General features: G+C 63.1%; 21 protein-coding genes and 1 pseudogene. 10 read left to right on the top strand and 12 right to left on the bottom strand.

Going from position 1 to position 26968, the window contains the following annotated elements; translation table 11 throughout:
• Positions 1-5: 5 nt before the first annotated feature.
• Positions 6-1016: a methylmalonyl Co-A mutase-associated GTPase MeaB gene (gene meaB, locus ACYQ6T_RS07660; RefSeq protein ID WP_459829588.1), complete on the bottom strand. Its 1011-nt coding sequence runs from the start codon at positions 1014-1016 to the stop codon at positions 6-8.
• 47 nt (positions 1017-1063) lie between these two features.
• Positions 1064-3277 (bottom strand): methylmalonyl-CoA mutase, encoded by a 2214-nt coding sequence (scpA, locus tag ACYQ6T_RS07655; RefSeq protein ID WP_459829566.1) that lies wholly within the window; start codon positions 3275-3277, stop codon positions 1064-1066.
• Positions 3278-3357: 80 nt separating this feature from the next.
• On the opposite strand from scpA, the gene ACYQ6T_RS07650 reads away from it, so the two are divergent.
• On the top strand, positions 3358-4083 hold the full coding sequence (locus ACYQ6T_RS07650) for a GntR family transcriptional regulator (RefSeq protein ID WP_459829585.1): 726 nt from the start codon (positions 3358-3360) through the stop codon (positions 4081-4083).
• A complete protein-coding gene (locus ACYQ6T_RS07645) occupies positions 4080-4736 on the top strand; it encodes a PhaM family polyhydroxyalkanoate granule multifunctional regulatory protein (RefSeq protein ID WP_459829563.1) in 657 nt (218 codons plus the stop codon). Before ACYQ6T_RS07650 ends, ACYQ6T_RS07645 begins: the two co-directional genes overlap by 4 nt.
• On the opposite strand, the gene ACYQ6T_RS07640 is transcribed toward ACYQ6T_RS07645, so the two are convergent.
• The 10 genes from ACYQ6T_RS07640 to ACYQ6T_RS07595 all read right to left on the bottom strand — a co-directional run bounded on the left by ACYQ6T_RS07640 (position 4672) and on the right by ACYQ6T_RS07595 (position 16155).
• Positions 4672-5706, bottom strand: a complete 1035-nt coding sequence (locus ACYQ6T_RS07640) for a CaiB/BaiF CoA transferase family protein (protein ID WP_459829560.1) — start codon at positions 5704-5706, stop codon at positions 4672-4674. The two genes, ACYQ6T_RS07645 and ACYQ6T_RS07640, sit on opposite strands and share 65 nt — an antisense overlap.
• The gene (locus tag ACYQ6T_RS07635; RefSeq protein WP_459829558.1) at positions 5706-6959 is read right to left on the bottom strand and encodes a phenylacetate--CoA ligase family protein; all 1254 of its coding nucleotides are present in this window, start codon (positions 6957-6959) and stop codon (positions 5706-5708) included. The genes ACYQ6T_RS07640 and ACYQ6T_RS07635 overlap by 1 nt, the downstream gene beginning before the upstream one ends.
• 13 nt (positions 6960-6972) lie before the next feature.
• Positions 6973-7821 carry an ABC transporter ATP-binding protein gene (locus ACYQ6T_RS07630; RefSeq protein ID WP_459829556.1) on the bottom strand — a complete coding sequence of 283 codons (849 nt, stop codon included), beginning with the start codon at positions 7819-7821 and terminating at the stop codon, positions 6973-6975.
• 1 nt (position 7822) lies between these two features.
• A complete protein-coding gene (locus ACYQ6T_RS07625) occupies positions 7823-9154 on the bottom strand; it encodes an ABC transporter substrate-binding protein (RefSeq protein ID WP_459829554.1) in 1332 nt (443 codons plus the stop codon).
• A 67-nt stretch (positions 9155-9221) separates the two neighbouring features.
• Positions 9222-10289, bottom strand: a complete 1068-nt coding sequence (locus tag ACYQ6T_RS07620) for a branched-chain amino acid ABC transporter permease (protein ID WP_459829551.1) — start codon at positions 10287-10289, stop codon at positions 9222-9224.
• A gap of 12 nt (positions 10290-10301) precedes the next feature.
• Positions 10302-11228 carry a branched-chain amino acid ABC transporter permease gene (locus tag ACYQ6T_RS07615; protein WP_459829548.1) on the bottom strand — a complete coding sequence of 309 codons (927 nt, stop codon included), beginning with the start codon at positions 11226-11228 and terminating at the stop codon, positions 10302-10304.
• A gap of 17 nt (positions 11229-11245) precedes the next feature.
• Complete coding sequence (locus ACYQ6T_RS07610) at positions 11246-12028, bottom strand: ABC transporter ATP-binding protein (RefSeq protein WP_459829546.1); 783 nt, start codon at positions 12026-12028, stop codon at positions 11246-11248.
• Positions 12029-12042: 14 nt separating this feature from the next.
• A complete protein-coding gene (locus ACYQ6T_RS07605; RefSeq protein ID WP_459829543.1) occupies positions 12043-13989 on the bottom strand; it encodes an AMP-dependent synthetase/ligase in 1947 nt (648 codons plus the stop codon).
• Positions 13990-14155: 166 nt separating this feature from the next.
• Positions 14156-15430, bottom strand: coding sequence for an HD-GYP domain-containing protein (locus ACYQ6T_RS07600; protein WP_459829540.1), 1275 nt, complete (start codon positions 15428-15430; stop codon positions 14156-14158).
• A gap of 128 nt (positions 15431-15558) precedes the next feature.
• On the bottom strand, positions 15559-16155 hold the full coding sequence (locus tag ACYQ6T_RS07595; protein WP_459829539.1) for a hypothetical protein: 597 nt from the start codon (positions 16153-16155) through the stop codon (positions 15559-15561).
• Between the two features lie 149 nt (positions 16156-16304).
• Here ACYQ6T_RS07595 and ACYQ6T_RS07590 point away from each other — a divergent pair, with 149 nt between their 5' ends.
• From ACYQ6T_RS07590 to ACYQ6T_RS07555, 8 genes and pseudogenes are all read left to right on the top strand, one after another.
• Positions 16305-17006, top strand: a complete 702-nt coding sequence (locus tag ACYQ6T_RS07590) for a superoxide dismutase (RefSeq protein ID WP_459829536.1) — start codon at positions 16305-16307, stop codon at positions 17004-17006.
• A gap of 189 nt (positions 17007-17195) precedes the next feature.
• Positions 17196-18803 carry a class I SAM-dependent DNA methyltransferase gene (locus tag ACYQ6T_RS07585; protein WP_459829533.1) on the top strand — a complete coding sequence of 536 codons (1608 nt, stop codon included), beginning with the start codon at positions 17196-17198 and terminating at the stop codon, positions 18801-18803.
• Between the two features lie 5 nt (positions 18804-18808).
• Positions 18809-20506, top strand: a complete 1698-nt coding sequence (locus tag ACYQ6T_RS07580; RefSeq protein ID WP_459829530.1) for an RNA-binding domain-containing protein — start codon at positions 18809-18811, stop codon at positions 20504-20506.
• A 133-nt stretch (positions 20507-20639) separates the two neighbouring features.
• A pseudogene (locus ACYQ6T_RS07575) lies at positions 20640-21768 on the top strand (PDDEXK nuclease domain-containing protein).
• Complete coding sequence (locus ACYQ6T_RS07570) at positions 21758-22996, top strand: restriction endonuclease subunit S (RefSeq protein WP_459829527.1); 1239 nt, start codon at positions 21758-21760, stop codon at positions 22994-22996. Before ACYQ6T_RS07575 ends, ACYQ6T_RS07570 begins: the two are co-directional and overlap by 11 nt.
• The gene (locus ACYQ6T_RS07565; RefSeq protein WP_459829524.1) at positions 22993-23847 is read left to right on the top strand and encodes a GIY-YIG nuclease family protein; all 855 of its coding nucleotides are present in this window, start codon (positions 22993-22995) and stop codon (positions 23845-23847) included. The genes ACYQ6T_RS07570 and ACYQ6T_RS07565 overlap by 4 nt, the downstream gene beginning before the upstream one ends.
• Positions 23844-24869 (top strand): virulence RhuM family protein/type II toxin-antitoxin system death-on-curing family toxin, encoded by a 1026-nt coding sequence (locus tag ACYQ6T_RS07560; protein ID WP_459829522.1) that lies wholly within the window; start codon positions 23844-23846, stop codon positions 24867-24869. The genes ACYQ6T_RS07565 and ACYQ6T_RS07560 overlap by 4 nt, the downstream gene beginning before the upstream one ends.
• A 98-nt stretch (positions 24870-24967) precedes the next feature.
• A partial coding sequence (locus ACYQ6T_RS07555) for a type I restriction-modification system subunit M (protein ID WP_459829519.1) occupies positions 24968-26968 on the top strand: 2001 nt, incomplete at its 3' end.

Below are 26968 nucleotides of genomic sequence, written 5' to 3'. Positions count from 1 at the left end.
TGTTTTTACTCCTGATTCACACCATCACTAACGTCGGTCACACCTGCTGCTGCCAAAAGCTGCCGCGCCGCCCAGATCGCCGCCAGCGCCCCCGAATGGACCGCCTGCTCCACCTCGGGCAATTGGGCGCGCACCTGGGGGTGGGCGCGAAACCAACGCTTCAATTCGGCGTCGATCGCCTCCCACAACCAGACCTGCGCCTGCCGCCGACGCTTCTCAGTGAGCCGCCCATCGGCAGCGAGCCGCTGCCACAGGGCCATCACCGCCGACCAGAACTCCGCCACACCTTCCCCGCGGATCGCCGAGAGGAGCAACACCGGCACCTGCCAATCGGGGTAGGTCGGGCGCATGAGGTGGAGCGCCACCTCGAGCTGGCGCTTCGCGCGCGCTGCCGCTTTTGGGTCACTGTCGGCTTTGTTCACGGCGATGAGGTCGGCAAGCTCCATGATCCCCTTTTTGATCCCCTGGAGCTCGTCCCCGGCATTGGGGAGCTGCAACAGGGCAAAGAGGTCGGTCATCGACGCCACCGCCGTCTCGGATTGCCCGACCCCCACCGTTTCGACGATCACGACGTCATAACCCGCCGCTTCGACGACGATGATCGCCTCGCGCGTCCGTTCCGCAACCCCCCCGAGCGACTGCCCGGCGGGCGAAGGGCGGATGAAGGCGCGGGGATCCTGGCTCAACCGCTCCATCCGCGTCTTGTCGCCGAGAATCGACCCGCCTGAGAGGCTGGAGCTTGGGTCGACCGCCAACACCGCGACGCGGTGCCCCTTGTCGATGAGATAAAGCCCAAGCGCTTCGATGAAGGTCGACTTCCCCACCCCCGGCACCCCCGAAATGCCGAGCCGTACCGCCTTCCCCGAGTGGGGAAGCAACGCCTGAATGAGCCGCTCGGCGCGGGCGCGGTGGTCTGCCCGCTGCGATTCGATCAGGGTGATCGTCTTCGCAAGCGCTCGCAGCTCCCCGCGCAACACCCCGTGGTAGCGCTGCCGGTCCTCATCGGTGAGGAGCAGAAGGCTCGCGTCGGCCGCGTGGTGCGCGGCGATATCGCCCGCCGCGGTCACGCACCCTCCTCGCCTTTCCCGCCCCGTGCCGCGCGAATCTCGGCAAGCACCCGCTCCGCCGCCTCGGGGATCGGGGTTCCGGGGCCGAAGATCGCTTTCGCCCCCGCCTGATAGAGAAAGTCGTAGTCCTGCTCAGGAATCACGCCGCCGACAAAGACGATGATGTCGTCGGCATGAAGCGCCTTCAACGCGTCGATGAGCGCGGGAACCAAGGTCTTGTGGCCCGCCGCGAGCGTGCTCACCCCGATGGCGTGGACGTCATTTTCCACCGCGTGGCGCGCCGCCTCCTCGGGGGTCTGGAACATCGGCCCGATGTCGATATCAAAGCCCAAATCGGCAAAGGCCGAAGCGACCACCTTCGCGCCGCGGTCGTGGCCATCCTGGCCGAGTTTCGCGATCATCACCCGCGGCCGCCGCCCCTCTTCGGCGACGAACGCGGCGATCTCTTGTTGCAGCTTCTGCCACTGCGGCAACTCTTGGACCACTTGGCTGTAGACCCCCGAAACGGCTTGCGGGTTGGCATGATACCGCCCCCAGACCTTCTCGAGCGCATCCGAAATCTCGCCCACAGTCGCCCGCGCCCGCACCGCCTCAATCGCCAGGGCCAAGAGGTTGCCGTTGCCGGTACGCGCGCACTCGGTGAGCGCCGCGAGCGCTGCCGCCACCCGGGCGTTGTCGCGCGTCGCCCTCAGCTGCCGCAGCCGTTCGATCTGCTTCTCCCGCACCGCGCGGTTGTCGATCTCGAGCACCTCGACGGGATGGTCTTCGCACGCCAAACGATACTTGTTCACCCCGACGATCGTGTCGAGCCCGGCGTCGATCCGCGCCTGCTTCGCCGCAGCGCACTCTTCGACCTTCATCTTCGCCCAGCCGGAGCTCACCGCTTCGGTCATTCCGCCCATCGCCTCGATCTCTTCGATGATCCCCCACGCCCGGTCGATCATCTCCTGGGTGAGCGACTCCATGAAGTAGGAGCCCCCCCACGGGTCGATCACGTGGGTGATGTGGGTCTCCTCCTGCAAGATGATCTGGGTGTTGCGGGCGATCCGCGCCGAAAACTCGGTCGGCAACGCGATCGCCTCATCGAGCGCGTTGGTATGGAGCGACTGGGTGCCGCCAAAGACCGCCGCCATCGCCTCGATCGTGGTGCGGATGATGTTGTTGTAGGGGTCCTGCGCGGTGAGCGACCAGCCCGAGGTCTGGCAATGGGTGCGCAACATCATCGACCGCGGATTTTTCGCCCCGAAATCCTTCATGATCCGCCACCAGAGGTAGCGCGCCGCTCTGAGCTTCGCGATCTCGAGGTAGAAGTTCATCCCAATCGCGAAGAAGAAGGAGAGGCGGCCGGCGAACTTGTCGATGTCGAGCCCGCGGGAGACGGCGGCACGCACATACTCCATCCCGTCGGCGAGCGTAAAGGCGAGCTCGGTGGCCTGATCGGCCCCCGCCTCTTGAATGTGGTAGCCGGAGATCGAAATCGAATTGAACTTCGGCATCTTCTCGGCGGTGTAGGCGATGATGTCGGCGATGATCCGCATCGACGGCTCGGGGGGATAGATGTAGGTGTTGCGCACCATGAACTCTTTGAGGATGTCGTTCTGGATCGTCCCCGAGAGCTGCTCCTGCCGCACCCCCTGCTCTTCAGCGGCGACGATGTAGCCGGCAAGAATCGGCAACACCGCCCCGTTCATCGTCATCGACACCGAGACCTTATCGAGCGCGATCCCGTCAAAGAGGATCTTCATATCCTCGACCGAATCGATCGCCACCCCCGCTTTGCCCACGTCCCCAACGACGCGCGGGTTATCCGAGTCGTAGCCGCGGTGGGTGGGAAGGTCAAACGCCACCGAAATCCCCTGCCCGCCTGCGGCAAGCGCTTTTTTGTAGAAGGCGTTCGACTCCTCAGCGGTGGAAAAGCCGGCGTACTGGCGGATCGTCCAGGGCTTCACCGCATACATCGTCGGCTGCGGGCCGCGGATGAAGGGTTCAAACCCGGGAAGGGTATCGGCGTGCGGCAACTGGTCGAGGTCCGCCCGAGTGTAGAGCGGCCGCACCGCGATCCCTTCGGGCGTGCGCCACACCAGGCGCTCAAGATCTCCCTCTGGCGCCTGTTTGGCCGCCGCTTGGGCCCAATCGTCAAATCCCACCTTCGGGTAACTCGGCGCACGGGTAAAATCGAGCTTGAGCGCCCGTTTATTCTCCTCTGCCATTGTGGTGACTCCCTGGAGTTGGCCTCGTGCTGCGAATTATAATTCATAATTACACTTGCCAATAGGGTAGGATGCGTGCAATGAATGCCCCCCAACCGATTACCCGTAAAGCGCTCTATCAAGAGGTCGCCGACCGGCTGCGCGAGCGGATCTTTCGCCATGAACTCGCCCCTGGTCAATGGATCGACGAACAGGAGGTTGCCGAGCAGCTGGGCATTTCGCGCACCCCGGTTCGCGAAGCGCTCAAAGCGCTCGCCGCCGAAGGGCTCGTCACCCTCTCCCCTCGCCGCGGTTCGTTTGTCACCCAGATCTCTGACAAAGACCTCGACGACATCTTTGCGATCCTCGTGCTCCTTGAAGGGTACGCGGCGCGGCTTGCGGCAGAGCGCATTGGTGAAGCCGAGCGCGTGACCCTCACGGAGCTCCACGAACGGCTCGAAGCCGCCTACCGTGCGGGCGACATCGACGCCTTCTTCGACGCCAACCAGGCGTTTCACCGCGAGGTTCAACGCCTTTCCGACAACCCGTGGTTGCTCGCCACCATCGACGACCTGCGGCAGAAGATCAAACTCTCGCGCCATCAATCGCTCTTTAGCCGTGGGCGGCTGGCGCAGAGCCTTGCCGAACACCGGGAGCTCCTCAGTGCGTTGCTGCAAGGCGACGCTGAGGGAAGCGACGCGCTGATGCGTGACCACCTCTCCCACGGTCGCGCAGCCATCCGCGAAGCGCTCTCCTCGGAGACGACGAACGCATTTGCTACAATGGGAAACGACACCCTGTCTACAAAAACCAAGGAGGAGCCATGACCACGTCGCAAACCGATCCCTTCGCCTGGTGGCAACAATGGATGAAACAGGCACCGTCCCTACCGCTACCCGGTTTTGCCCTTCCGACGCTCGACCTCGACGAACTCGATCGCCGCATCCGCGAATACCGCACCGTCGAGGGGTGGCTGCAAATGAACTTGTCGAGCGTCCAGATGATGCGGCAATCGCTCGAAATGCAACGCGCTGCGGTCGCGGCGTGGCAGGAGATGAACCAGAACTGGCAAAAGGGGGTCGAAACGGCTGCAACCGCACCAGGACCGGCCCCATCGACCGGGGGGGCGACCGAAGCGCCTCCGTCCAACGCCGCCCATCCCCCTCACCCCAGCGAAAAAAGTAGTACTGAATCGCCAGCAGCCCCCCTACCCAACCCCTTCGAGTGGATGAAGGCGTGGTGGGAGAGCGCGCAACAGGGTGCGGCGAGCGCCTTTGCCGCAGCGTCAAGTAGCCCGGGGGGTGGAGCGGCGCAGGCACCATCCCCTGCCGCGACCGAAAGCGGTTCGGGCGACACGCCGCCACCCGCAGGGGAAAAGGAGGAGTCGCCAGAAAAACCGTCCCGCAAAAAGAGGACTAAGGCGCCGCGCGCACCGCAAGGGGGAGCTGAGGAAAACCGCTCTCCCGGGCGAAAAGGGTAGCGAAAAAGCGGCTCGCCTCCTCCAGGGTCAAAACCGGGGCGACGCAGCAGTCGAGCGGCACCAAGAGGTCGCGCCACGTCGCCTGAGGGGCGGTAGCCACCACAGCAGCGACCACCTGACGGATCCGGCCGCTGCGGTCAAACTGCTGCGGGATCCACTCGGGGTGGCCAAGCGCGTCGCAAAAGCGCTGCCAGAATTTGCGCTCCAATGCCCCCACCGCAAGAAAGCGCCCATCGGCAGCACGGTAGACGGCGTAACACGGCACTGCGCCGACGAGCAGACCACGCTCCTCTTCGGCAAGGTGGCGTTCTGCGTGGGCAAAAGGGGCGGAGGCCAGCAGGGTTTCGGTCATCGGCACTTCGATATGGCACCCCTTGCCGGTGCTCCGCGCGTGGTGCACCGCGGCAACCAACGCGAGCGCCGCGTGCATCGCGCCGGCGAAGAGGTCGGCGACCTGGAGATTGGACCACGCCGGTGTGGGCACCGCACCCCCTTCGTCCCCGTGAGGTGCGAGGAGCCCCGCCCACGCCTGGTAGGTGAGGTCGTGCCCCGCGTAGGGGGCAAGCGGGCCATCGCTTGCGAAACCGACGATCGAGACGATCACAAGCCGCGGCTGCCGCGCCCAGAGGAGTTCCGGCGCCAACCCCAACCGCGCGAGCGTCCCCGGGCGAAAGCCTTCCAGCAGCGCATCACTTCGTTCGACCTCAGCAAGAAACGCCGCACGCCCCTCCTCGCTCTTGAGGTCAAGCGTTACGACGCGCTTTCCCTCGTTGAGCATGCGGTAGAACCACGACGGCGCACTCGGCTCTTCGGTATTCTGGCCACTCCCCAACTGCGCGGCACCGTCGCCTCCCGGCGGCTCCACTTTCACCACCTCGGCCCCCATCTGCTGGAGTCGCAGCGAGGCGAAAGGGCCGGGTAGCAGCAGCGAGCAATCGAGGATCCGCCAGCCGGAGAGCCACGACAGCATCAGTCGTACCGCCGCTGGTCGTCGATCACCTTCCCGTCGTTGGGGAGCGTCTGGGCAGGGACAAAGGTCACCTCACCGCGGAGCTTCGTGATCTCGCGTAACGCCAACCGCACCGCGTCGCCCAGCCCCTCGGGCACCTCACCGGCGACTTCACAGACGAGCGTCATCTCATCTTTGAGGTCGGGGTTGGTGACCACCAGGCGCGCGCGCGTGATCGCGGGAAAACGCCGCGCCACCTCATGCACCTGACTGGGGTGGACGAACATCCCGCGGATCTTCGCCGTCTGGTCGGCACGCCCCAGCCACCCTTTCAACCGTGCGTTGGTCCGCCCGCACGGCGACGGGCCGGGAATGATCGCCGAGAGGTCCCCCGTCCCAAAACGAATGAGCGGGTAGGTGGGGTTCAACGTCGTCACCACCACCTCGCCGACTTCGCCGTCGGGAACCGGGTCGTTCCCCCCTGGTCGGACGATTTCAACGATCAGGTCCTCGGCAATCACCAAGCCAGCACGCGCCGGGGTCTCGTAGGCGATAAGCCCGATGTCGGCGGTGGCATACGCCTGGTAGGCGTCGACCCCGTCGGCGAGGAGCTCCTGCTGCAGCGCGGGCGGGAAGGCCTCACCCGAGACGAGCGCTTTGCGAAAGGTGAACGAGACACCCGCCTCGCGGCACTTGTCCCGGAGGATCCGCAAGAACGACGGGGTTCCGGTGTAGGCGTTCGGTTGGAGGTCGGCAATCGCCTGCACCTGGAGTTCGGTCTGACCGACGCCGGCGGGAAAGACGGTGCAGCCGATCGCGTGCGCCGCCGTCTCCATCATGCTTCCTGCGGGGGTCATGTGGTACGCGAAGGTGTTATGGACGAGGTCCCCTTCGCGAAACCCCGCCGCCCACAACGCGCGCGCCAGACGATAGTAGTCGGGTTGCGGCCCTTCCGGCTCGTAGATCGGCCCAGGGGAAGCGAAAACGCGCAGACACTCCCGCCCCCAGCGCACCGCGGCAAAGCCGCCAAAGGGCCGCGCCCCCTTTTGCCGCGTGAGGAGCTCCGATTTGCGCACCACCGGCAAGCGCGCCAACGCCGCGCGATCGGTGATCGCGAGCGGATCGACGTTGGCAAGGAGCTCGGCAAACGCCGGCGCGTGCGCCTTGGCGTGGGCGAGTTGCGCCGGCAACCGCGTGAAGAGGTCGCGCTCACGCTGCTCGGGATCCCACCGCTCCCGCTCGTCGAAATAGCCATTCGGGTCTTGTTCTCTCATCGCAGCGCGATCCTCAAGCAAGCCACCGTTTGCGCCGGCGGTAGTGTTTCACGTCGCGGAAGCTCTTCCGCCCTTCGCCAGAGAGCCCGAGGTAGAACTCCTTCACGTCCTCGTTTTCGCGCAGCTCTTGAGCGCTCCCCTCCATCACCACGCGCCCGTTCTCCAAGATGTAGCCAAACTGCGCGTAACGGAGCGCCACCATCGTGTTCTGTTCGGCCAAAAGAAAGCTCACCTTCTCTTGCGTGTTCAGGTCGCGCACGATCTCGAAGATCTCCTCGACGATCTGCGGCGCCAACCCCATCGACGGCTCATCGAGGAGGATCAGCTGTGGGCGCGCCATCAGCGCCCGCCCGATCGCGCACATCTGCTGCTCACCCCCCGAGGTGTATCCCGCCTGCGACTTGCGCCGCTCCTTGAGGCGCGGAAAGTAGTGGTAGACCCGCTCCAGATCCTCCTGAAGCTCGCGGCGCGAGACCTTGCGGGTATAGGCACCGGTGAGCAGGTTCTCTTCGATCGTGAGGTGGGCAAAGCAGTGCCGCCCCTCCATCACCTGAATCACACCGCGGCGGACCAACTCGTTCGGGGTGAGCTGATCGACCCGCTCGCCCATGAACTCGACCGAACCTTTCGTCACTTCGCCCCGCTCAGCCCGCAACAGGTTCGAGATCGTTTTGAGGGTCGTCGACTTCCCTGCGCCGTTCGCCCCCAGGAGCGCGACGATCCCCCCTTTCGGGACGACGAGCGAGACCCCTTTGAGGACGAGGATCACGTGGTCGTAGATCACCTCGACGTTGTTCACCACCAGGTAGGGGGTAGAGGGGGCGGCTGCCACGCTACCCCCCGGCGCCGCGGCGTGGTTCATCTTACTTCTCCTTGCTGCAGTCGCGCGGCGTGATCCCTTTTTCCGCAGCGTATTTCGCCGCCGACTCTTCAACCAGCTGGCGCACCAGCACGCGGTCCGGCACCACCCAGTCGCTGATCATCTTCCACTTGCTGCCGTCCCACTGCTGGAACTTCACCACCCCGGCCCCTTCGTGATCGAGGCACGAGGTCTGCATCTCCGGCAAGAACCCCTCAGCCCCCAACGCCTTCAGTTTCGCTGGGTCGAACTTGAGGTTCTCGAGCGCCCAGCGGAGCTCTTCGCCAGTGACCGCTTGCCCCTTCTTGTTGAAGTGCTCCTGCGCCAAACGCACCGCCTCGACGTAGATGATGCCGTGGACCACCCCGCGGTTGTAATAGACGCTCCCCACCCGTTTCGGGTCGAGGTTGCCCTTGCCTTTGGCATAGACATGCTTCTTGATCTCTTGAATCACGGGATACTCGTCCCCTACAGCGTTGAAACCGGCAGCGATGTAGCCTGCCGCAGCGTTACCCGTTGGAACCACATCCTCTTCTGCGCCGGCCCACCAGACGCCGACGATCTTGTCGACCGGGAACCCCGTCCGTTTCGCGGTCGAGAGCGCCGTCGGGTTCATCACCCCCCACCCCCAAAGGATCACGAAGTCGGGGCGGATCTGGCGGATCTGCAGCCACTGCGACTGCTGCTCGTTCCCCGGGTGAGCGACTGGGATCAACTCAAGGGAAAAGCCCCACTTCTCAGAGAGGCGCTTCAGCACCTCGTGCGGCTCCTTCCCAAAAGCGGAGTCGTGGTAGAGGAGCACGATCTTCTTGCCCTTGAGGTTGTCCATCCCGCCGAGCTTCTCTTTGCCGATGAAGTTGATCATCGCAGAGGCCTGCGACCAGTAGTGGGTGACGAGCGGGAAGACCCACGGGAAGACGCGACCGTCGGCGGCATCCGAACGTCCGTAACCGATGGTCACAAGCGCAATCTTATCCTGGGCGACCCGATCGAGCACCGAATAGGTGATACCGGTCGAGAGCGCAGAAAAGAAGGGGTTACCCTTTGCCTTGAAGCGCTCGTAACACTCAACGCCGCGCGCGTTGTTGTACTCGGTTTCGCACTCCTCCCAGACAAGCTTGACGCCGTTCACACCGCCGTCGCGCTCGTTGATCATCTGCATATAGTCGATCCACCCGCCATAGACCCCCGATCCGCCGGCGGCGTAGGCACCGACCCGGTAGCTGGGCAAACCCAGATACTGCTCCGCAGCAAGCGCCTGCCCCAACCCGACGCCCGCAAGAGCTGCTGCAAGAGACGCGACCATCGCGCCCCGTTTCCATTGGATGCTGCTCATCTTCTGTCTCCTTGACCACCAACACACACAACACGCCCAACCCCGAAGGGCTGGAACCCAAACCATTTTAGTGAGGGAACGGCCACAACCGCAACTTCTCCTTGCCGATCTGCCACAGGCGCGCGAGCCCGTGCGGCTCAACGATCAGGAAGAAGATGATCAACCCGCCGAAGATCATCAATTCGAGGTTCGACGCCACTGCCGGCGGCAACGCACTGCCAAAGAGGGCATGAAAGAGCTGGTTGAGAAAGATCGGCAGAAGCGCAATAAAAGCTGCGCCGAGAAACGACCCGAGCACCGTCCCCACCCCCCCGATGATGATCATGAAGAGGATCTTGAACGAGAGGTCGAGGTTGAACGCCTCAGGCTCGACCGTCCCCAGGTAGGTGTAGGCGTAGAGGGCCCCGGCAACGCCACAGTAGAACGAGCTGATCGCAAACGCTTGCAGCTTCGTCTTCATCAGCGGAATCCCGATCACCTCGGCCGCGACGTCCATATCGCGCACCGCCATCCACGCGCGGCCGGTGTGGGTGCGGGCCATGTTCTTCGCTGCAAGCGCGAGCACCGCGACCACCGCGAGGGTGAGCAAGTACTTCTCGACCGGGGTATCGACCGTCCAGCCCAGAATGGTGATCGTCTGCGCCGTGATCACGCCGGACGAGGAGTAGTTGGAAAACCAGGGAAACTTCACCAACGCCCAGAGGATGAAGAACTGCGCGGCCAGGGTAGCCACCGCAAGATAGAACCCTTTGATCCGCAGCGACGGCAAGCCAAAAACGATCCCGACGAGCGCCGCGCACAGCCCGCCCAACACCATCGCGACGAGAAAGGGAATCCCGTCGACGCGCAACATGAAGTTGTAGGTGGCGAACGCCCCCACCGCCATGAAGCCCGCTGCGCCCAGCGAGAGCTGACCCGCGTAGCCGGTGAGGATGTTGAGCCCGAGCGCCGCGAGCGAAAAGATCAGCGCCGGAATGATGATCGCCTGGAACCAGTAGTCGTTCGCGACGAACGGTACGCCGAGGAAGGCAAACGCCACGATCGCCGCCACCGCGATCCGGTCCTGCCGGATCGGAAAGATCTGCATGTCGGCTTCGTAACTTGCTTTGAACTGCCCTGCTTCGCGGTAGATCACGGTTCTCTCTCCTCACACCCGGTCGATGTGTTTTTCACCGAAGAGCCCTTCGGGGCGGATCAACAGGAACGTCAGCGCCATGATGTAGGGGAACCACGAATCGATCCCCCCACCGACGAACGGCCCCAGATAGACCTCGGCGAGTTTTTCTGAGGCGCCGATGATCAAGCCGCCGACGATTGCCCCCGGGATCGAGGTAAACCCACCGAGGATCAGCACCGGCAACGCTTTGAGCGCGGTAAATGAGAGCGCATACTGCACGCCATTGCGCGCCCCCCAGATCAGACCCGCGACAAGCGCGACAATCCCCGCAACGGTCCAGACCGTCACCCAGATGCGCTCAAGCGGCACGCCAATCGAGAGCGCCGCCTGGTGGTCGTCCGCAACCGCGCGCAACGCCCGACCGGTTTTGGTATATTGGAAAAAGAGCGACAGCACCGCGACCAGCACCGCCGCGATCGCCGCTGCGGTGAGGTCGAACTTCGACACCAGCATGTTGGTTGCGTTCAGCAACCACATCACCGGCTCATCGGCAATCCCGATGTCAAGCCCGCGCACGTTCGACCCCCAAATGAGCTGCGCGAGCCCATCGATGAAGAAGGTAAGGCCAATCGTCGCCATAAAGAGGGTGATGAGCGGCTGGTTCACAAGCCCCCGCAGCATGAAACGTTCGATGAGGATCGCCAGCACCACCATCGCCGCGAGGGTGACCAGCAGCGCCGCAAGGAACGAACCGACCGACCCCGGTTCCCAACCGAACCAGAGGAGGAACTTTTCCCCCACCCCGACGAAGGTGAGCGCGGCGAAATAGACCATCGCCCCTTGGGCGAAGTTGAAGACCCCAGAGGCCTTGAAAATCAACACAAAGCCGAGCGCCACCAGCGCGTAGAGCATCCCGGAGAGGAGCCCAGCAATCAACACTTCGAAGAAAAAGGTCACGGTTCTCTCCTCCGTTCTCAGTGCGCCGCACCCAGGTAGGCGCGAATCACCTCCGGATCGTTCTTCACCTCGTCCGGGAGCCCGTCGCCGATCTTGCGGCCGTAGTCGAGCACGACGACGCGGTCGGAGATGTCCATCACCACCCCCATGTCGTGTTCGATCAACACGATCGTCGTCCCCCACTGTTCGTTCACGTCGAGAATGAAGCGGCACATATCCTGCTTCTCCTCGACGTTCATCCCTGCCATCGGCTCATCCAAGAGCAGCAACTTCGGTTCGGCGGCAAGCGCCCGCGCCAACTCCACCCGCTTCTGCAGCCCGTAAGGGAGGCGTCCCACCGGCACCTTGCGGATGTGTTGGATCTCGAGGAAATCGATGATCTCCTCGACGCGCTTGCGGTGGGCGATCTCATCCCGCTGCGCCGGCCCCCAGTAGAGCGCGTTCCACAGGAAGTTGCGCTTCATCATCAGGGTACGGCCCGTCATGATGTTGTCGAGCACCGTCATCCCTTTGAAGAGCGCGATGTTCTGAAAGGTCCGGGCGATCCCCTGCGCCGCCGCCTCGTGCGGGTTCATTCTCCGGCGCTCCTTGCCCATGAAGAGGATCCGCCCCTCCTGCGGGTGATAGACGCCGTTGATCACGTTGAGCATCGAGCTCTTGCCGGCGCCGTTGGGGCCGATGATCGAGCGGATCTCCCCCTGCCGCACGTTGAAACTGATGTTGGTGAGCGCCTTCACCCCCCCGAAACTGAGGCTGATGTTTTGCAGATCCAGGATCACGTCGCCGATGGTGCGCGCCATCTTCTTCCCTCCGATTACGCGTCTGCGATGCGCACCGTTGCGGCGATTTTGCCGCTGCGCCCGTCTTCAAACTTCACTTCGGTCTCGATGTACTGCTCGGTCACGCCGCTGTAGAGCGCCGCCACGAGTGGGGCGTACTTGTCGGCGATGAAACGGCGCCGCACCTTGCGGGTGCGGGTGAGCTCCCCATCGTCAGCATCGAGCTCCTTGTGGAGGATCAGGAAGCGGCGAATCTTCGCCCCTTTCATCATCGGGTCGTTCGCGAGGTCAGCGTTCACCTTCGCGACACACTCGGCGATGAGCGCATAGACCTCCGGTTTTTGCGCAAGATCGGTATAGCCAGAATAGGCCAAACCGCGCCGCTCCGCCCAGTTCCCCACCGCGTCGAGGTCGATGTTGATGAACGCCGCGACATAGTCGCGCTCGTTGCCAAAAGCCACCGCCTCTTTGATCTGCGGGAAGAACTTGAGCTTGTTCTCGATGTAGTTGGGCGCAAAGAGGGTGCCGTCGTTGAGTTTGCCGACGTCTTTCGCGCGGTCGATGATCCGCAACTGGCCATCCTCGCCGATGTAGCCGGCGTCGCCGGTCATGAAGAATCCCTCTTCGTCAAACGCTTCGGCGGTGGCGTCAGGGCGGCGGTAGTAGGACTGGAGGGTCATCGGGCCGCGGACCCGGATTTCGCCATTGTCTGCGATTTTGATCTCGACCCCTGGCGCAGGACGCCCGACCGCGTCGAGTTTGATCTCGCCATCGGGCTGGAGACAGACGTAGGCGCAGGTCTCGGTTTGACCGTAGAGCTGCTTGAGGTTGATCCCGATCGAGCGGAAGAATTTGAAGAGATCGGGGCCGATCGCCGCACCCGCGGTGTAGGCGACACGGATGCGCGACATCCCAAGGACGTTCCGGAGCGGCCCGTAGATCAACACCTCCCCAAGGGCGTAGAGCAGCCGGTCGGTGAGCGGCACCGGCCGCTTCTCGAGGATCTCTGCGCCACAACGGCGCGCCACTGCCATGAAATAGTCGAAGAGCTTGCGTTTGAGGGCGCTCGCATCCTCCATCCGGATCATCACCTGGGTGAGCAGCCCTTCAAAGATGCGCGGCGGCGCAAAATAGTAGGTGGGGCCGATCTCGCGCAGGTCGGTCATCACCGTGTCGGACGACTCGGGGCAGTTGATCGCAAAGCCGGCCACCAGCGACTGGGCGTAGGAGAAGAGGTGGTCGCCGACCCACGCCATCGGCAGATAAGAGAGAATCTCTTCGCGATCGGTGAGCCGGTCGAAATGGATCCCGCCGTTCGCGGCAAAGATGAACGCCCGGTGGGTCTGACACACCCCTTTCGGTTTGCCGGTGGTGCCGGAGGTGTAGAGCATCACCGAGACGTCGTCGGTGGAACCCTTCTCGATCTCTTTGTCGAGGAAGTCAGGCTGGTTGCGGTCGTGGATCTCCCCGGCGGCCACGAGTTCGTCGAGCCCAAGGAGCTGGGGCTGGTCGTAGTGGAGCAACCCGCGCGGATCGTCATAGACGATTTTCTCCAGCGTCGGCGTCTCGGACAGCGTCTCCAAGAGCTTGTCGACCTGCTCCTGATCCTCGACGATCGCCACCTTCACTTCGGCGTCCTGGAGCACAAAAGCGATCTCTTCGGCGATCGCGTCCTGGTAGAGCATCACCGGAATGCCGCCCAACATTTGACACGCGGCAATCGACATGTAGAGCCGGGGACGGTTGTCGCCGATGATCGCCAGCCGGTCGCCGCGCCGGAAACCCAATTCGGCAAGACCGCAGGCGATCGCCCGCGCGGTGCGATAGTAGTCGGCCCACGTATAGGTCTGCCAAATCCCGTACTCTTTCTCCCGCACCGCTGGCTGCGCGCCGCGCACCTCGGCGTGGTGGCGCAAGAGCCGCGGGAAGGTATCGAGCCCCGTGGGTAGCGGTGGCGCCGCTTCGCCGCGTACGATCGTCATTATGATGTCTCCTCCACGCTCCCGACCTCCATTTCGGGAATCGATCAGGAGGAACTATCGCACGGGAATGTTACGAGAGTTTTGCGGAAATGTAACGGAAATGTAACCAGGGCTGCACTCAAAGCGCAGAGGCTATTGACTTTGAAATAGAGAGCGTCACGGCTTTTTACTGGAGCGCGAAATGGCGGCGGATCGTCGCTTCAAGGAGGGCGCGCGCCGTCTCCTCCGAGCCATCGCGCAACTGCGCCCGGATCTCCTCCGCCATCGCGGCAAAAACTGTAACGACCTGAGGGTCGAAGTGGCGGCCGGAATCGCGCTGGAGAATCGCCATCACCTCGTCAAACGGCATCGGCTCCTTGTACGGCCGCTTCGACGAGAGGGCGTCGAAAACGTCGGCGACGGCGAAGATGCGCGCTGGTAGGGGGATCGCTTCGCCGGCGAGCCCCCGCGGATAGCCGCTACCATCCCACTTCTCGTGGTGGCCAGCGACCACTTCGTGCGCGCCGTCCAACCACCCCATGCCGCGCACGATCTCCTCCCCCTGCTGGACATGGGTGCGCATGATCGCCATTTCGCGGTCGTCGAGCCGGCCCGGCTTGAGGAGGATCGCGTCCGGAATGCCGATCTTGCCGACATCGTGGAGGAAACTCCCGGCAATGAGCGCCTGCATCGCACCTCCTTGAAGACCCATCGCCTCACCGATGCGCGCCGCGATCCACGCGACACGGTAGTTGTGCGCCCCCGTGTCGGAGTCGCGCTTGGCAATCGCACGCCCCAGCGCCTCCATCATCGCGATGTGGGAATCGAGCACTTCCTGCGACTTGCGCTCGTTATCGGCCGAAAGATGGACAACGATCGGGTAGATGAGCGCACCACAAAGGAGTGCCGCCAGACCAGCGAGCAGCGCGGCACCCAACGCCGCGTCGCGGATCTGCTGCTGTTGCCAGTCGGGCACCACCCGAACCCCCTCCAGGTAGCCGGTGATCGCTGCCCCTTCCCCCTTCGTCTGATCGCGCAAGGGGACGAAGACGCGCAAAACCCAAACATTGCCAGGTAGTTGCAGGCTTTCGTAGGATTGCGTGGTGTACGACGGCTTGCCGTGCTTCGGCAGTTGCGCTTCGATCCGTTCCCCTTCGGGCGTCACCCCTTCGGCGAGCTTACGCCCCGCCGGATCGTAAATCTCGATGATGTCAAAAATCCCCCCGACGATCGTCTCCACCGCCGCACGCGCCCGTTTTTCGGCCTCCGTATCGGTGAGGTCGATCGCGTTGGCGTGGCGCAAAAACTGCTGTGCCTGTTCCATGGCCAACGCCACCACCGCCTCTTCGGCACTCTCCCGAGCAAGCCACCACGCAAGCGGCGCGACCAGAGCGGCAAGCAGGATGCTCACAGCGGCAATCCGCGTCGCCGCACGACGGTTGAAGGTGTTGAGCCGTTTCATCGGGGGTTGCTCCAATAGCGGGGAACCACGTGGGAGAAAACCACCCCTCTTCGCCGGGGTATCTCGATAACCATAGTATAACCCGCAGCTACTTCAGAGGTGGTCCCCTCCTGCATCCGCTGCATTGGTCAGAGCATATCGACCATCGAGTTGCTGCTCTGGATGATGCCGGTCAAATCGACGGTTGTGGGGTTGCCAAATCCTTGGCCGATCTCGGTGTAGACCCCGTCACCGTTGCCGTCGCGGTAAAGTTCCCACGTACCGCTGACCTTTTGCAGCAGGACAACACCCTGGTCGATCACTTCGATCGCCGAGTATTTCCATAGCGCTTCGTTTTTGAGGTAGCCATTCTTCACCTCTTGAACCGCCGTGACGTTGTTTTGGGCGTCGAAAACGAACTTCTTCTGGCTACCGTAAAGAACCGCCGAAGAGGGAACCGTACCGCTCCCTTGCCCTACAGCAGGCGAGCCGGTGGTCACCGATCCGAGCGGCTGCTTCGTTTCGCCCACTTTAACATAGAGGCCATCGCCGTCAGGATCTTGATAGACTGACGTCTCCTGGTACCCCTTCTTGGTTTCGACCTTGATCACCTGGTTGCCTTGAACGGTGTAAGTCGTCCCCGGCTTGATCAGTTTCGCCTTCTCATAGCCCTTTTTGACTTCGCTCACTGCAGTGACATTCCCGTTGGCGATCGTGAAACGGTAGAGCTCATTTTTTGCAGACATCGCACTTTCCTCCAAGAGTGGTTGATGACCAATTGCCGTATCGGCAACGCTATCGTAGAGCCCCAAAGTGAACGGAACCTGAACGCCATCCTTGCATGCGGAAGCGAGTTGACCTATAAACAAAAGACAACCCACGAAAGGAGGATCCTATGAACATGACTACGCTCCCCAACATGAGCCGTCGCCACTTCCTGCTCGGCTCGCTCGGCGTGGCCACCGCGTTTGCCGTCGGCGGCTTCGCCCGCCGGGTAGAGGCTGCGCCGTTGGCGTTACCGCCCCTTCCCTACGCCGACAACGCGCTTGAGCCGGTGATCAGCGCGAACACCCTCGGTTTTCACTACGGCAAACACCACAAGGGGTACGTCGACAACCTCAACAAACTGATCGCCGGCACCGAATACGCCGATCTGCCGCTCGAGAAAATCGTCACCGCCGTTGCCGGCAAAGCCGACAAGGTTGCCCTCTTCAACAACGCCGCGCAGGCGTGGAACCACACCTTCTACTGGCATAGCCTGAAACCCAAAGGGGGTGGCGAGCCCCCCGCTGCGCTGAAACAGCGAATCGAAGCGTCGTTTGGCAGCGTCGAGGCGTGCAAGAAGGAGCTCGCCACCGCCGCCGTTTCGCAATTTGGCAGTGGATGGGCGTGGCTCGTTGCCGACGGCGACAAGCTCAAAGTGGTCAAGACCGGCAACGCCGACACGCCGCTCACGAGCGGCATGAAACCGCTCCTCACCATCGACGTCTGGGAGCACGCCTACTACCTCGACTATCAAAACCGCCGCGCCGACTACGTCAATGCCGTGCTTGACAAACTGATCAACTGGGAGTTTGCCTTGCAAAATCTTGGCTGAGCGAGCGTTTGCGCGGAGCCAGCAAAGCACCACCACGCCGTTTTTGCCCACCTTTTTGCTTCGCAGAAAGCATTGCTTTTCTCAACGTCGCCAAGCCAGCCCCGCGCTGGCTTTTTCCGTTTGACGCCCCTCCCGTGCGGTAGGTAAGATTGCGCATAGCGAAGAACCCCTGGGAAGGGTAGCGAGTAAATGGCGACAGAGTCGGCAAAACGAGTTTCTGCGAAGCAAAAAAGAGGCAAAAGCCCAGAGAGCGCCGCGACGGTCGGTTATGAGAACGAACTGTGGCAAATGGCCGACAAGCTGCGCGGCAGCATGGACGCCGCCGAGTACAAACACGTCGTGCTCGGGCTCATCTTCCTCAAATACATTTCGGATGCCTTCGAGGAGCAGCACGCCCGCCTCGAAGCCGAACGCGCCGCGGGCACAGACCCCGAGGACCCGGACGAATACCTGGCCCAGAACATCTTCTGGGTGCCGCCGGAGGCGCGCTGGGCGCATTTGCAGGCGCAAGCCAAGCAGCCCACCATCGGCCAGCTCGTGGACGACGCGATGGCCGCGATCGAGCGCGACAATCCGGCCTTGAAGGGCGTGCTGCCCAAGGACTACGCTCGGCCTGCGCTCGACAAGCAACGTCTCGGCCAGCTCATCGATCTGATCAGCAACATCCAGGTCGGCAGCGAAGCCGCCCGCGCCAAGGACGTGCTCGGCCGCGTCTATGAGTACTTCCTCTCCCAGTTCGCGAGCGCCGAGGGCAAGAAGGGTGGCGAGTTCTACACGCCCCGCTGCGTCGTGAAGCTCCTCGTGGAGATGATCGAACCGTTCCGCGGCCGCGTCTACGACCCCTGCTGCGGCTCGGGGGGCATGTTCGTCCAGTCGGTCGAATTCATCCGTGCGCACGCCACCGGCAACGGCAACGGCGGCAAGGCGAAGGCCGACATCTCGATCTACGGGCAGGAGTCGAACTACTACACCACCTGGCGGCTCGCGAAGATGAACCTGGCGATCCGCGGCATCGAAGGGCAGATCGCCTACGGCGATACCTTCCACGACGACAAATTCCCCGACCTCAAGGCCGACTTCATCCTGGCCAACCCGCCGTTCAACATCTCCGACTGGGGCGGCGAGCGGCTGCGCGACGACAAACGCTGGCAGTACGGCGTGCCGCCTGCGGGGAACGCCAACTTCGCCTGGGTGCAGCACATCGTGCATCACCTGGCGCCACGGGGTGTGGCCGGCTTCGTGCTCGCCAACGGCTCGATGTCGTCGAACCAGTCGGGCGAAGGGGAGATCCGCAAAAACCTGATCGACGCGGGGCTTGTCGACTGCATGGTGGCCCTCCCCGGCCAGCTCTTCTACTCGACGCAGATTCCCGTGTGTCTCTGGTTTCTCGCGCGCGACCGCGCAAACGGCCAGTTTCGCGACCGCCGCGGCGAAATCCTCTTCATCGACGCCCGCAAGCTCGGCCGCATGGTGGACCGCACCCACCGCGAGCTCACCGACGAGGAGATCGCCCGCATCGCCCGCACCTACCACGCCTGGCGCGGCGAACCCGACGCAGGTGAATACGCCGACGTCCCGGGCTTCTGCAAAAGCGCAACGCTTGATGAAGTGCGCAAACACGGCTACGTCCTCACCCCCGGCCGCTACGTCGGTGCGGAAGTCCGAGACGATGACGACGAGCCGTTTGCGGAGAAGATGGCGCGGCTCGTGGAGCAGCTACGGAAGCAGCAAGCCGAAGCCGCGAGGCTGGATGCGGCGATTGCGGCGAACCTCAGAGAACTGGGTTTCTGGGAGTGACGTCGATGAACCCAGAGGCGCTACGCAAGCTGATCGAGACCGGAGAAACCCAAGCCGTCGAATTCAAAGGCGAAGAACGCGCGCCACTGAACGACCGCGATCTCGTCGAGGCAGTGGTGTGCCTGGCCAATCGCAGCGGCAGCGACACCGGCTGGCTACTCATCGGCGTCGAAGACGACGGCCGTATCACTGGCACTCGACCGCGACACGGCAATAGCACCGATCCCAACCGCTTGGCTGCGCTCATCGCCGCGCGCACGCGGCCGAGTCTGTCGGTGCGGGTACACACCGTCACGCTCGATGGCGTCCCGGTGCTGGCCATCGAAGTGCCGCCGCAGCGCGTCCCTGTTGCCACGAGCGAAGGCGTCTTTCTGCGCCGCGCGGTCGGCGGGGATGGCCGGCCGGCTTGCCTGCCGATGGATGCCACCGCCATGCAGTCGTTGCAGGCCGACCGAGGCCTCCTCGACCCCTCGGCACAGATCGTCGCTGCGGCGGACTGGCGCGATCTCGACCCGCTGGAGTTCGAGCGTTTCCGCCGCAGTGTCCGCGAGCGCCGCGGGCGCAGCGACGAATCGCTGCTCGAATTACCCGATCTGGAGCTGGCCAAAGCACTCGGGGTCGTCGATGCCAACGGCGAGGTGCGGGGCATACGCCTAGCGGCACTCCTGCTCTTCGGAAAAGAGGATGCCCTGCGTCGTCTGGTGCCCACCCATGAAGTTGCATTCCAGGTGTTGCGTGGGCTGGAGGTCGAAACCAACGACTTCTTCCGCTGGCCACTGCTGCGCGTGATGGAAGAGATCGAGGCCCGTATCCGCGCGCGCAACCGTGAACGGGAACTGATGGTAGGATTGCTTCGCGTCGGCGTACCCGACTACGCAGAGCGCGCCCTGCGCGAAGCACTGGCCAACGCCCTCATCCACCGGGACTACCAGCGTTTGGGCGCGGTGCATTTTCAATGGCACGCCGACCATATCGAGATCAGCAACCCAGGCGGCCTGCCGGAAGGCGTGCGGCTCGACAACCTGCTCGTCACCGCACCGCGCCCGCGCAACCCACTGCTGGCCGACGCGTTCAAGCGTGCCGGCATCGTCGAGCGCACCGCGCGCGGCATCGACACCATCTTTTACGAGCAGCTGCGCAACGGCCGCCCGGCGCCCTCGTATGCCCGCAGCGACGCCACGACGGTTGTCGTTGTCATTCCCGGTGGCGAAGCGAACCTCGATTTCGTTCGCCTACTCGTCACCGAAGCGCAAAGCGGCCGGTTGCTGGGGCTGGATGAACTGCTCATCCTCAACACCCTGTGGCAGGAACGCACGCTCACCACAGACACCGCCGCGCGCCTCATCCAAAAGCCGGAAGCGGACGCCCGGGCAACCCTCCATCGCCTCGTGGAGGCTGGGCTTGTCGAGGAGCGCGGCCAGAAGAAAGGGCGCACCTGGCACCTTTCTGCCGCCGCCTACCGCGCCCTGGGCGACCGGTCCGCTTACGTGCGCCTGCGCGGCTTCGAGCCGCTGCAGCAGGAGCAAATGGTGCTGCAATACGTCGAGGAGCACGGGCGGATCACCCGCAGGGAAGCGGCGGAGCTGTGCCGCATCGGCCCCTACCAGGCAACGCGCCTGCTCAACAAGCTGGTGAAGGAGGGACGGTTGCTCCGCCAGGGAACCAGGAAGGGAGCGTTTTATGAGCGAGGCGCATCGATATGAGCGCGTGCAAAAAATATGAGCGCGCTCATAAATATGTGCGGGCGCTATTCAATGATCGTTAAACAAGCTGCTGTGGCCACATGAACCGAGAAGTGACTGGAAGAGGGGGTTGGGTTTTTGAGAGGCATGGATGATGACGAGCCCCAATAAGCCGAAACCGCACACGCCCCCGGCAGAACAGCCTGGCACCCGCTTTCCCCATCCAGAAAGTACCGCCGAACTCCCTGCCGCCTACCCGCAACTGCTCGATGTGCTCAAAGCACGCATCCGGCAAGAGCGCCTGCGCGTGGTCATGGCCGCCAACGCCGCGATGGTGCTGCTCTACTGGGACATTGGGCGCACCATTCTGGACCGGCAGGAGCAAGAAGGCTGGGGAGCCAAGGTCATCGACCGCCTCTTGGCAGACCTGCGCCGCGAGTTTCCCGACATGCAAGGACTCTCCCCGCGCAACCTCAAATACATGCGCGCCTTTGCCGCCGCCTGGCCCAACCGCCAAATTGTGCAAGAGGTTCTTGCACGAATCACTTGGTACCACAACATCGCCCTGCTGGAAAAGCTGAGCGACCCCGAAGCCCGCCTCTGGTACGCCCGCAAAACCTACGAAGAGGGCTGGAGCCGAAACATCTTACTGCTCCACATCGAACGCCGCCTGCACGAGCGACAAGGCAAAGCGATCACCAACTTCCCTGACACGCTCCCACCGGCCGATTCCGACATGGCGGCACAGGTCTTCAAGGACCCGTATCTCTTCGACTTCCTGGGCACCGCCGACCCCCCGGCGCGAGCGCGAACTGGAACAGGCGCTGGTGGACCATATCCAGCGGTTCCTTCTGGAGCTGGGCGCCGGGTTCGCCTTCGTAGGGCGACAGGTGCTTCTCGAAGTAGGCGACCGCGACTTCTATGTGGACCTGCTCTTTTACCATCTCAAACTGCGCCGGTTTGTGGTCATAGAACTCAAAGCTGGCCCGTTCGATCCTGCCTATGTGGGACAGATGAACCTGTACCTGTCCGCCGTGGATGATCTGTTGCGCCACCCTGACGACAAGCCCACGATCGGTCTACTTCTGTGCAAGGGCAAAGACCGACTGGTGGTGGAATACGCTCTACGCGATGTGCAAAAGCCCATCGGCGTAGCGGAATGGGAAACCCGCCTGGTGGAGACGCTGCCCGAGGACCTGCAAGGCACCCTACCCACCGTGGAACAACTGGAAGCTGAACTGAGAATGTTGGAGAAACCCTCGGAGGCCGGAGATGGCGAGTGAGTGGCGCAACTACCGGCTCGGAGACGTGATAGAGCTCAAGCGTGGCTACGATCTTCCCGAACACGACCGTAGGCCAGGCCTGGTGCCGATCATTTCGTCCTCAGGACCTAGCGGATTCCATGACGAAGCGAAGGTAAAAGGCCCTGGAGTCGTGACTGGCCGATACGGAACCATCGGCCAAGTCTTCTATGTGACAAGTGACTTTTGGCCCCTCAACACAACGCTCTATGTAAAGGACTTCAAGGGAAACGATCCGCGGTTCATCAGCTACTTTCTTCGATGTCTCGACTACTTTGCCTACTCCGACAAGGCCGCCGTCCCTGGTGTTAACCGCAATCACCTTCATCAGGCAGAGGTGCGGTTGCCGGCAAAAGTAGAAGAACAACGCGCCATTGCCCACATCCTCGGCACGCTGGACGACAAGATCGAGCTGAACCGGCGGATGAGCGAGACGCTGGAGGCGATGGCCCGCGCCCTGTTCAAGGCGTGGTTCGTGGACTTTGAGCCCGTGCGTGCCAAGATGGAAGGCCGCTGGCGACGCGGCGAGTCGCTTCCCGGCCTGCCCGCCCACCTCTACGACCTCTTCCCCGACCGGCTGGTGGATTCGGAATTGGGGGAAATTCCGGAGGGGTGGGGGGTGGGGACCCTCGGCGATATCGCAGAGCATCCGCGACGGAGTCTCAGGCCCGAGAACATCGGACCGAACACACCGTACATCGCACTGGAACACATGCCTCGGCGATCGATCGCAATCTCAGAGTGGGGGACAGGCGATGGGCTTGAGAGCAACAAATTCGGATTCAAAAAAGGGGAGATTCTGTTCGGAAAGTTGCGGCCGTACTTCCACAAGGTCGGCGTTGCGCCCATTGATGGGGTCTGCTCAACCGATATCGTGGTTATTACTCCACACCGGCCAGCATGGTTCGGGTTCGTGCTTGGCCATGTGTCCAGTGATGAATTCGTCGAGTACACCAACGCAGGATCGACTGGGACGAAAATGCCCCGAACAAGTTGGTCAGACATGGCGCGCTACGCAGTCGTTCTACCACCGGAATCCATTGCTGGAGCGTTCGCAACTATTGTTCAGCCATTCATCGAGCGGATAGTCTGCGGCATTCACGAATCCCGCACCCTCGCCCAACTCCGCGACACATTACTCCCCAAACTCATCTCCGGCGAGCTGCGGGTGAAGGACGCCGAGAAGTTCATCGAAAGGGCAACCACATGACGGCACGCTCGGGTTTTTCTGTCCGCATCTTCATCCCCACCGGCGAGCCGGAGGGTCTGCGCGTCGTCGAGAAATCGAACTGGACTGGGCAGGGGCTAGTCTTCCCGCGCGCGCAGTATGCCGAGGTGCGGCAGCGCCCGGAGCTGAAGCGCTCCGGCGTCTATGTGCTCTGGGGGCCGAGTGAATCGGGGCAGTTGCCGCGCGTCTATGTCGGGGAAGGTGACGGTGTGCTCCAGCGGCTCGACCAGCACGCCAAGCAGAAAGACTTCTGGACCCACGCCGCGGTCTTCACCAGCAAGGACCAGAACCTCAACAAGGCGCATGTGCAGTACCTGGAGGCGCGGCTGGTGGCGCTCGCCGCCGAAGCAAAGCGCGCCGAGCTCGACAACAGCAACGTCCCGCAGCTTCCCACCCTCTCTGAAGCCGACGTGGCCGACGCGGAGGGTTTTCTGGCCGACCTGTTGCTCTGTCTGCCGGTGGTCGGCGTGAACTTCTTCGAGAAACCCAAGACCGACGTTCCGAAGGCGCAGGAGCTGATCCTGAAGGCGAGAGGGATCGTGGCGCGCGGCGTCGATAGCGCCGAGGGGTTCGTGGTGCGCGCGGGCTCGCAAGCAGCCAAGGTAGAGTCGCCCTCGATCCACGCTTATCTGCGGGAGCTGCGGCAATCGCTCCTCGATCAGGGCGTGTTCGTGGATGCGGGTGAGGTCTTCCGGCTGACCCAGGACTACACTTTCAATTCGCCATCGACGGCGGCGGGCGTGCTACTTGGCCGATCCAGCAATGGGCGCGTCGAATGGCGGGACGCCAAAGGACGGACGCTCAGGGAGATTCAGGAGGCAGCGGCGTCGTGACTCGATCTGCTCCGATAAACCCCGTTGGCGGCGAGATCCTCGTCTATGAAGACCCGGACGGCCGGGTGCGAGTGGATGTCCGGCTAGAGCATGAGACAGTCTGGCTATCGCTCACCCAGATGGCGGAGCTGTTCGGGCGCGATAAATCCGTGATTTCTCGGCACCTGCGCAATGTATTCCAGAGCGGGGAACTCGAGCGGCAGGCAACCGTTGCAAAAATTGCAACGGTTCAGCAGGAGGGTGGCCGGGAGGTGGTGCGGGAGATCGAATACTTCAACCTCGATGCCATCCTGTCGGTGGGCTACCGGGTCAACTCGAAGCGTGGCACGCAGTTCCGCATCTGGGCGACCAAGACCCTGCGCGACCACCTGATACGCGGCTACACCCTGCACGAGCGGCGGCTGGCGGAGCGCGGTCTGGCCGAGGCCGAGCAGGCGCTTGCGCTGCTTACACGCACGCTCACAGCGCATGCGCTTGTTACCGACGAGGGGCAGGCGGTGCTGGAGGTGGTGCAGCGTTACAGCCGCTCGTGGCGGTGGCTGCTGGAGTATGACGACGGCCGGCTGAGCGAGCAGCCACGGCAGGCCGTGACGCCGGCGACGGCGCTGACGCTACCCGATGCGCGCGCAGCAGTTGCCCGCCTGCGCGATGTGCTCCTTGCCCGCGGCGAAGCCGGGCCACTCTTTGGGCAGGAACGCGGCGAGGGACTCGCGGCGATTCTGGCGGCACTCGAACAGACCTTCGACGGGCAGCCGCTCTACCCGAGCGTGCAGGCTCGCGCGGCTCATTTACTCTATTTCGTGATCAAGGATCACCCGTTCGGCGACGGCAACAAGCGCATTGGCGCGCTGCTCTTTCTCGAGTACCTGCGACGCCACGGCCTGCTGCTGCGGGCCAACGGTACGCCGCGCCTTGCGGACAACGCCATGGTGGCGCTGGCCCTGCTGATCGCCGAAAGCGCGCCGGCGCAGAAGGAGCTGATGATCCGCCTCACCCTCAACCTGCTGGAGGACGACCCATGACGGCACCCGCGTTCAGTGCTTCCGACGTCGATACGGCCGCGCTCGATATCCGCTTCGTGCGCTAAGATTGCATAAGGCAAAAGCTCGGAACGACCGCGATGGAAAACGGCCAACTCACCTGGATCACCAACTTTATTTGGAGCATCGCCGACGACGTCTTGCGCGACCTCTACGTGCGCGGCAAATACCGCGACGTCATCCTCCCAATGACCGTGATCCGCCGGCTCGACGCGGTGTTGGAACCCACCAAGCAAGCGGTGCTTGAAATGAAGGCGACGCTCGACAAGGCGGGGATCGTGCATCAAGACGCCGCCCTGCGCCAAGCGGCGGGGCAAGCCTTCTACAATACCTCCCCTTTTACCCTGCGCGACCTCAAAGCGCGCGCAAACCGCCAACAGCTCGAAGCCGATTTTCGCGCCTACCTCGACGGCTTTTCGCCCAACGTGCAAGAGATCATCGCCAACTTCGAGTTCCGCAACCAGATCCCCCGCCTGGCAAAAGCCGACGCCTTGGGCACCCTCATCGAGAAGTTCCTCGACCCGGCGATCAACCTCAGCCCCTACCCGGTGCGCAACAGCGACGGCACCGTGCGGCTACCCGGCCTTGACAACCACGCGATGGGCACGATCTTCGAGGAGCTCGTGCGCCGTTTCAACGAAGAGAACAACGAAGAGGCTGGCGAACACTGGACCCCACGCGACGCGGTAAAACTCATGGCCCGCCTCATCTTCGAGCCGATCGCCGACCAGATCGAATCGGGCACCTATCTCCTCTACGACGGCGCCTGCGGCACTGGCGGAATGCTCACCGTCGCTGAGGAGACCCTATTGCAGTTGGCAAAAGAACGGGGCAAACAGGTCTCGGTGCACCTCTTTGGCCAGGAGATCAACTCTGAGACCTACGCGATCTGCAAAGCCGATCTGCTTCTGAAGGGCGAAGGGGATGCGGCCGACAACATCGTCGGCGGCCCGGAACACTCGACCCTCGCGAACGACGCCTTCCCCGGCCGCACCTTCGACTTCATGCTCTCCAACCCCCCTTACGGCAAAAGCTGGAAGAGCGACCTCGAACGCATGGGCGGTAAAGAGGGTATCCGCGATCTGCGCTTTATTGTGCAGCACCGGGGCGAAGCGCTGTCGCTCATCACCCGCTCGAGCGACGGGCAGATGCTCTTTCTTGCCAACATGCTCGCCAAGATGAAGCACGACACGCGGCTCGGCAGCCGCATCGCCGAGGTGCACAACGGCTCGTCGCTCTTTACCGGGGATGCCGGGCAGGGGGAGAGCAACATCCGCCGCTGGATCATCGAAAACGACTGGCTCGAGGCGATCGTCGCCCTGCCGCTCAACATGTTCTACAACACCGGCATCGCCACCTACGTCTGGGTGCTCACCAACCGAAAACCCGCCCACCGCAAAGGGCGCGTGCAGCTCATCAACGCCACCGAATGGTACAAGCCCTTACGCAAAAACCTTGGCAAGAAGAACTGCGAGCTCAGCGACGAAGAGATCCGCCGCATTGTCGATACCTTCCTCAAGTTCGAAGAGACCGAGCACTCCAGGATCTTCCCCAACGCCGCTTTTGGCTACTGGAAGGTGACGGTGGAGCGCCCGCTACGCCTCAAAGGCATCGACCCCGAACGCGCTTACACCCCGAAAGAGATCAAGGCGCTACGCGAGTCGGCCGAGCGGGCCGACGACGCCCCGCCGGTCATCAAGAAGATTCACAAACCCGGCACCGTGCCCGATCCGCTGCGCGGGTTGTTTGAGGTGAACCTCGACGGCAAGCTGCGCGTGGTGGAGTACGAGCCGGATACCGAGCTGCGCGACAGCGAGCAGATCCCCTTCCTCGAGTGCCCCGCGTGCCACCAGCCCGGCCACCTACCGAGCCCGGAAGACCAGCGCTCGGCCATCGAGACGTTTTTGCGCCGCGAGGTGCTGCCCTACGCGCGCGACGCCTGGTACGACCCGGCAAGCGTCAAGGTGGGCTACGAGATCAACTTCAACCGCTACTTCTACAAACCCAAGGCTCTGCGCACGCTTGAGGAGATCCGGGCGGATTTGCTCAAACTGCACAAGGAGAGCAAAAGCTTACTACGA

It is taken from the genome of Hydrogenophilus islandicus (assembly GCF_054657095.1).
This window is presented reverse-complemented; position numbering and strand designations above follow the sequence as displayed.

Excerpts from the sequence above, each read along its gene's own strand:
- scpA (WP_459829566.1), bottom strand. The coding sequence starts at position 3,277 with ATGGCAGAGGAGAATAAACGGGCGCTCAAGCTCGATTTTACCCGTGCG.
- ACYQ6T_RS07650 (WP_459829585.1), top strand. The coding sequence starts at position 3,358 with ATGAATGCCCCCCAACCGATTACCCGTAAAGCGCTCTATCAAGAGGTC.
- ACYQ6T_RS07645 (WP_459829563.1), top strand. The coding sequence starts at position 4,080 with ATGACCACGTCGCAAACCGATCCCTTCGCCTGGTGGCAACAATGGATG.
- ACYQ6T_RS07640 (WP_459829560.1), bottom strand. The coding sequence starts at position 5,706 with ATGCTGTCGTGGCTCTCCGGCTGGCGGATCCTCGATTGCTCGCTGCTG.
- ACYQ6T_RS07635 (WP_459829558.1), bottom strand. The coding sequence starts at position 6,959 with ATGAGAGAACAAGACCCGAATGGCTATTTCGACGAGCGGGAGCGGTGG.
- ACYQ6T_RS07630 (WP_459829556.1), bottom strand. The coding sequence starts at position 7,821 with ATGAACCACGCCGCGGCGCCGGGGGGTAGCGTGGCAGCCGCCCCCTCT.
- ACYQ6T_RS07625 (WP_459829554.1), bottom strand. The coding sequence starts at position 9,154 with ATGAGCAGCATCCAATGGAAACGGGGCGCGATGGTCGCGTCTCTTGCA.
- ACYQ6T_RS07610 (WP_459829546.1), bottom strand. The coding sequence starts at position 12,028 with ATGGCGCGCACCATCGGCGACGTGATCCTGGATCTGCAAAACATCAGC.
- ACYQ6T_RS07605 (WP_459829543.1), bottom strand. The coding sequence starts at position 13,989 with ATGACGATCGTACGCGGCGAAGCGGCGCCACCGCTACCCACGGGGCTC.
- ACYQ6T_RS07600 (WP_459829540.1), bottom strand. The coding sequence starts at position 15,430 with ATGAAACGGCTCAACACCTTCAACCGTCGTGCGGCGACGCGGATTGCC.
- ACYQ6T_RS07595 (WP_459829539.1), bottom strand. The coding sequence starts at position 16,155 with ATGTCTGCAAAAAATGAGCTCTACCGTTTCACGATCGCCAACGGGAAT.
- ACYQ6T_RS07590 (WP_459829536.1), top strand. The coding sequence starts at position 16,305 with ATGAACATGACTACGCTCCCCAACATGAGCCGTCGCCACTTCCTGCTC.
- ACYQ6T_RS07585 (WP_459829533.1), top strand. The coding sequence starts at position 17,196 with ATGGCGACAGAGTCGGCAAAACGAGTTTCTGCGAAGCAAAAAAGAGGC.
- ACYQ6T_RS07580 (WP_459829530.1), top strand. The coding sequence starts at position 18,809 with ATGAACCCAGAGGCGCTACGCAAGCTGATCGAGACCGGAGAAACCCAA.
- ACYQ6T_RS07570 (WP_459829527.1), top strand. The coding sequence starts at position 21,758 with ATGGCGAGTGAGTGGCGCAACTACCGGCTCGGAGACGTGATAGAGCTC.
- ACYQ6T_RS07565 (WP_459829524.1), top strand. The coding sequence starts at position 22,993 with ATGACGGCACGCTCGGGTTTTTCTGTCCGCATCTTCATCCCCACCGGC.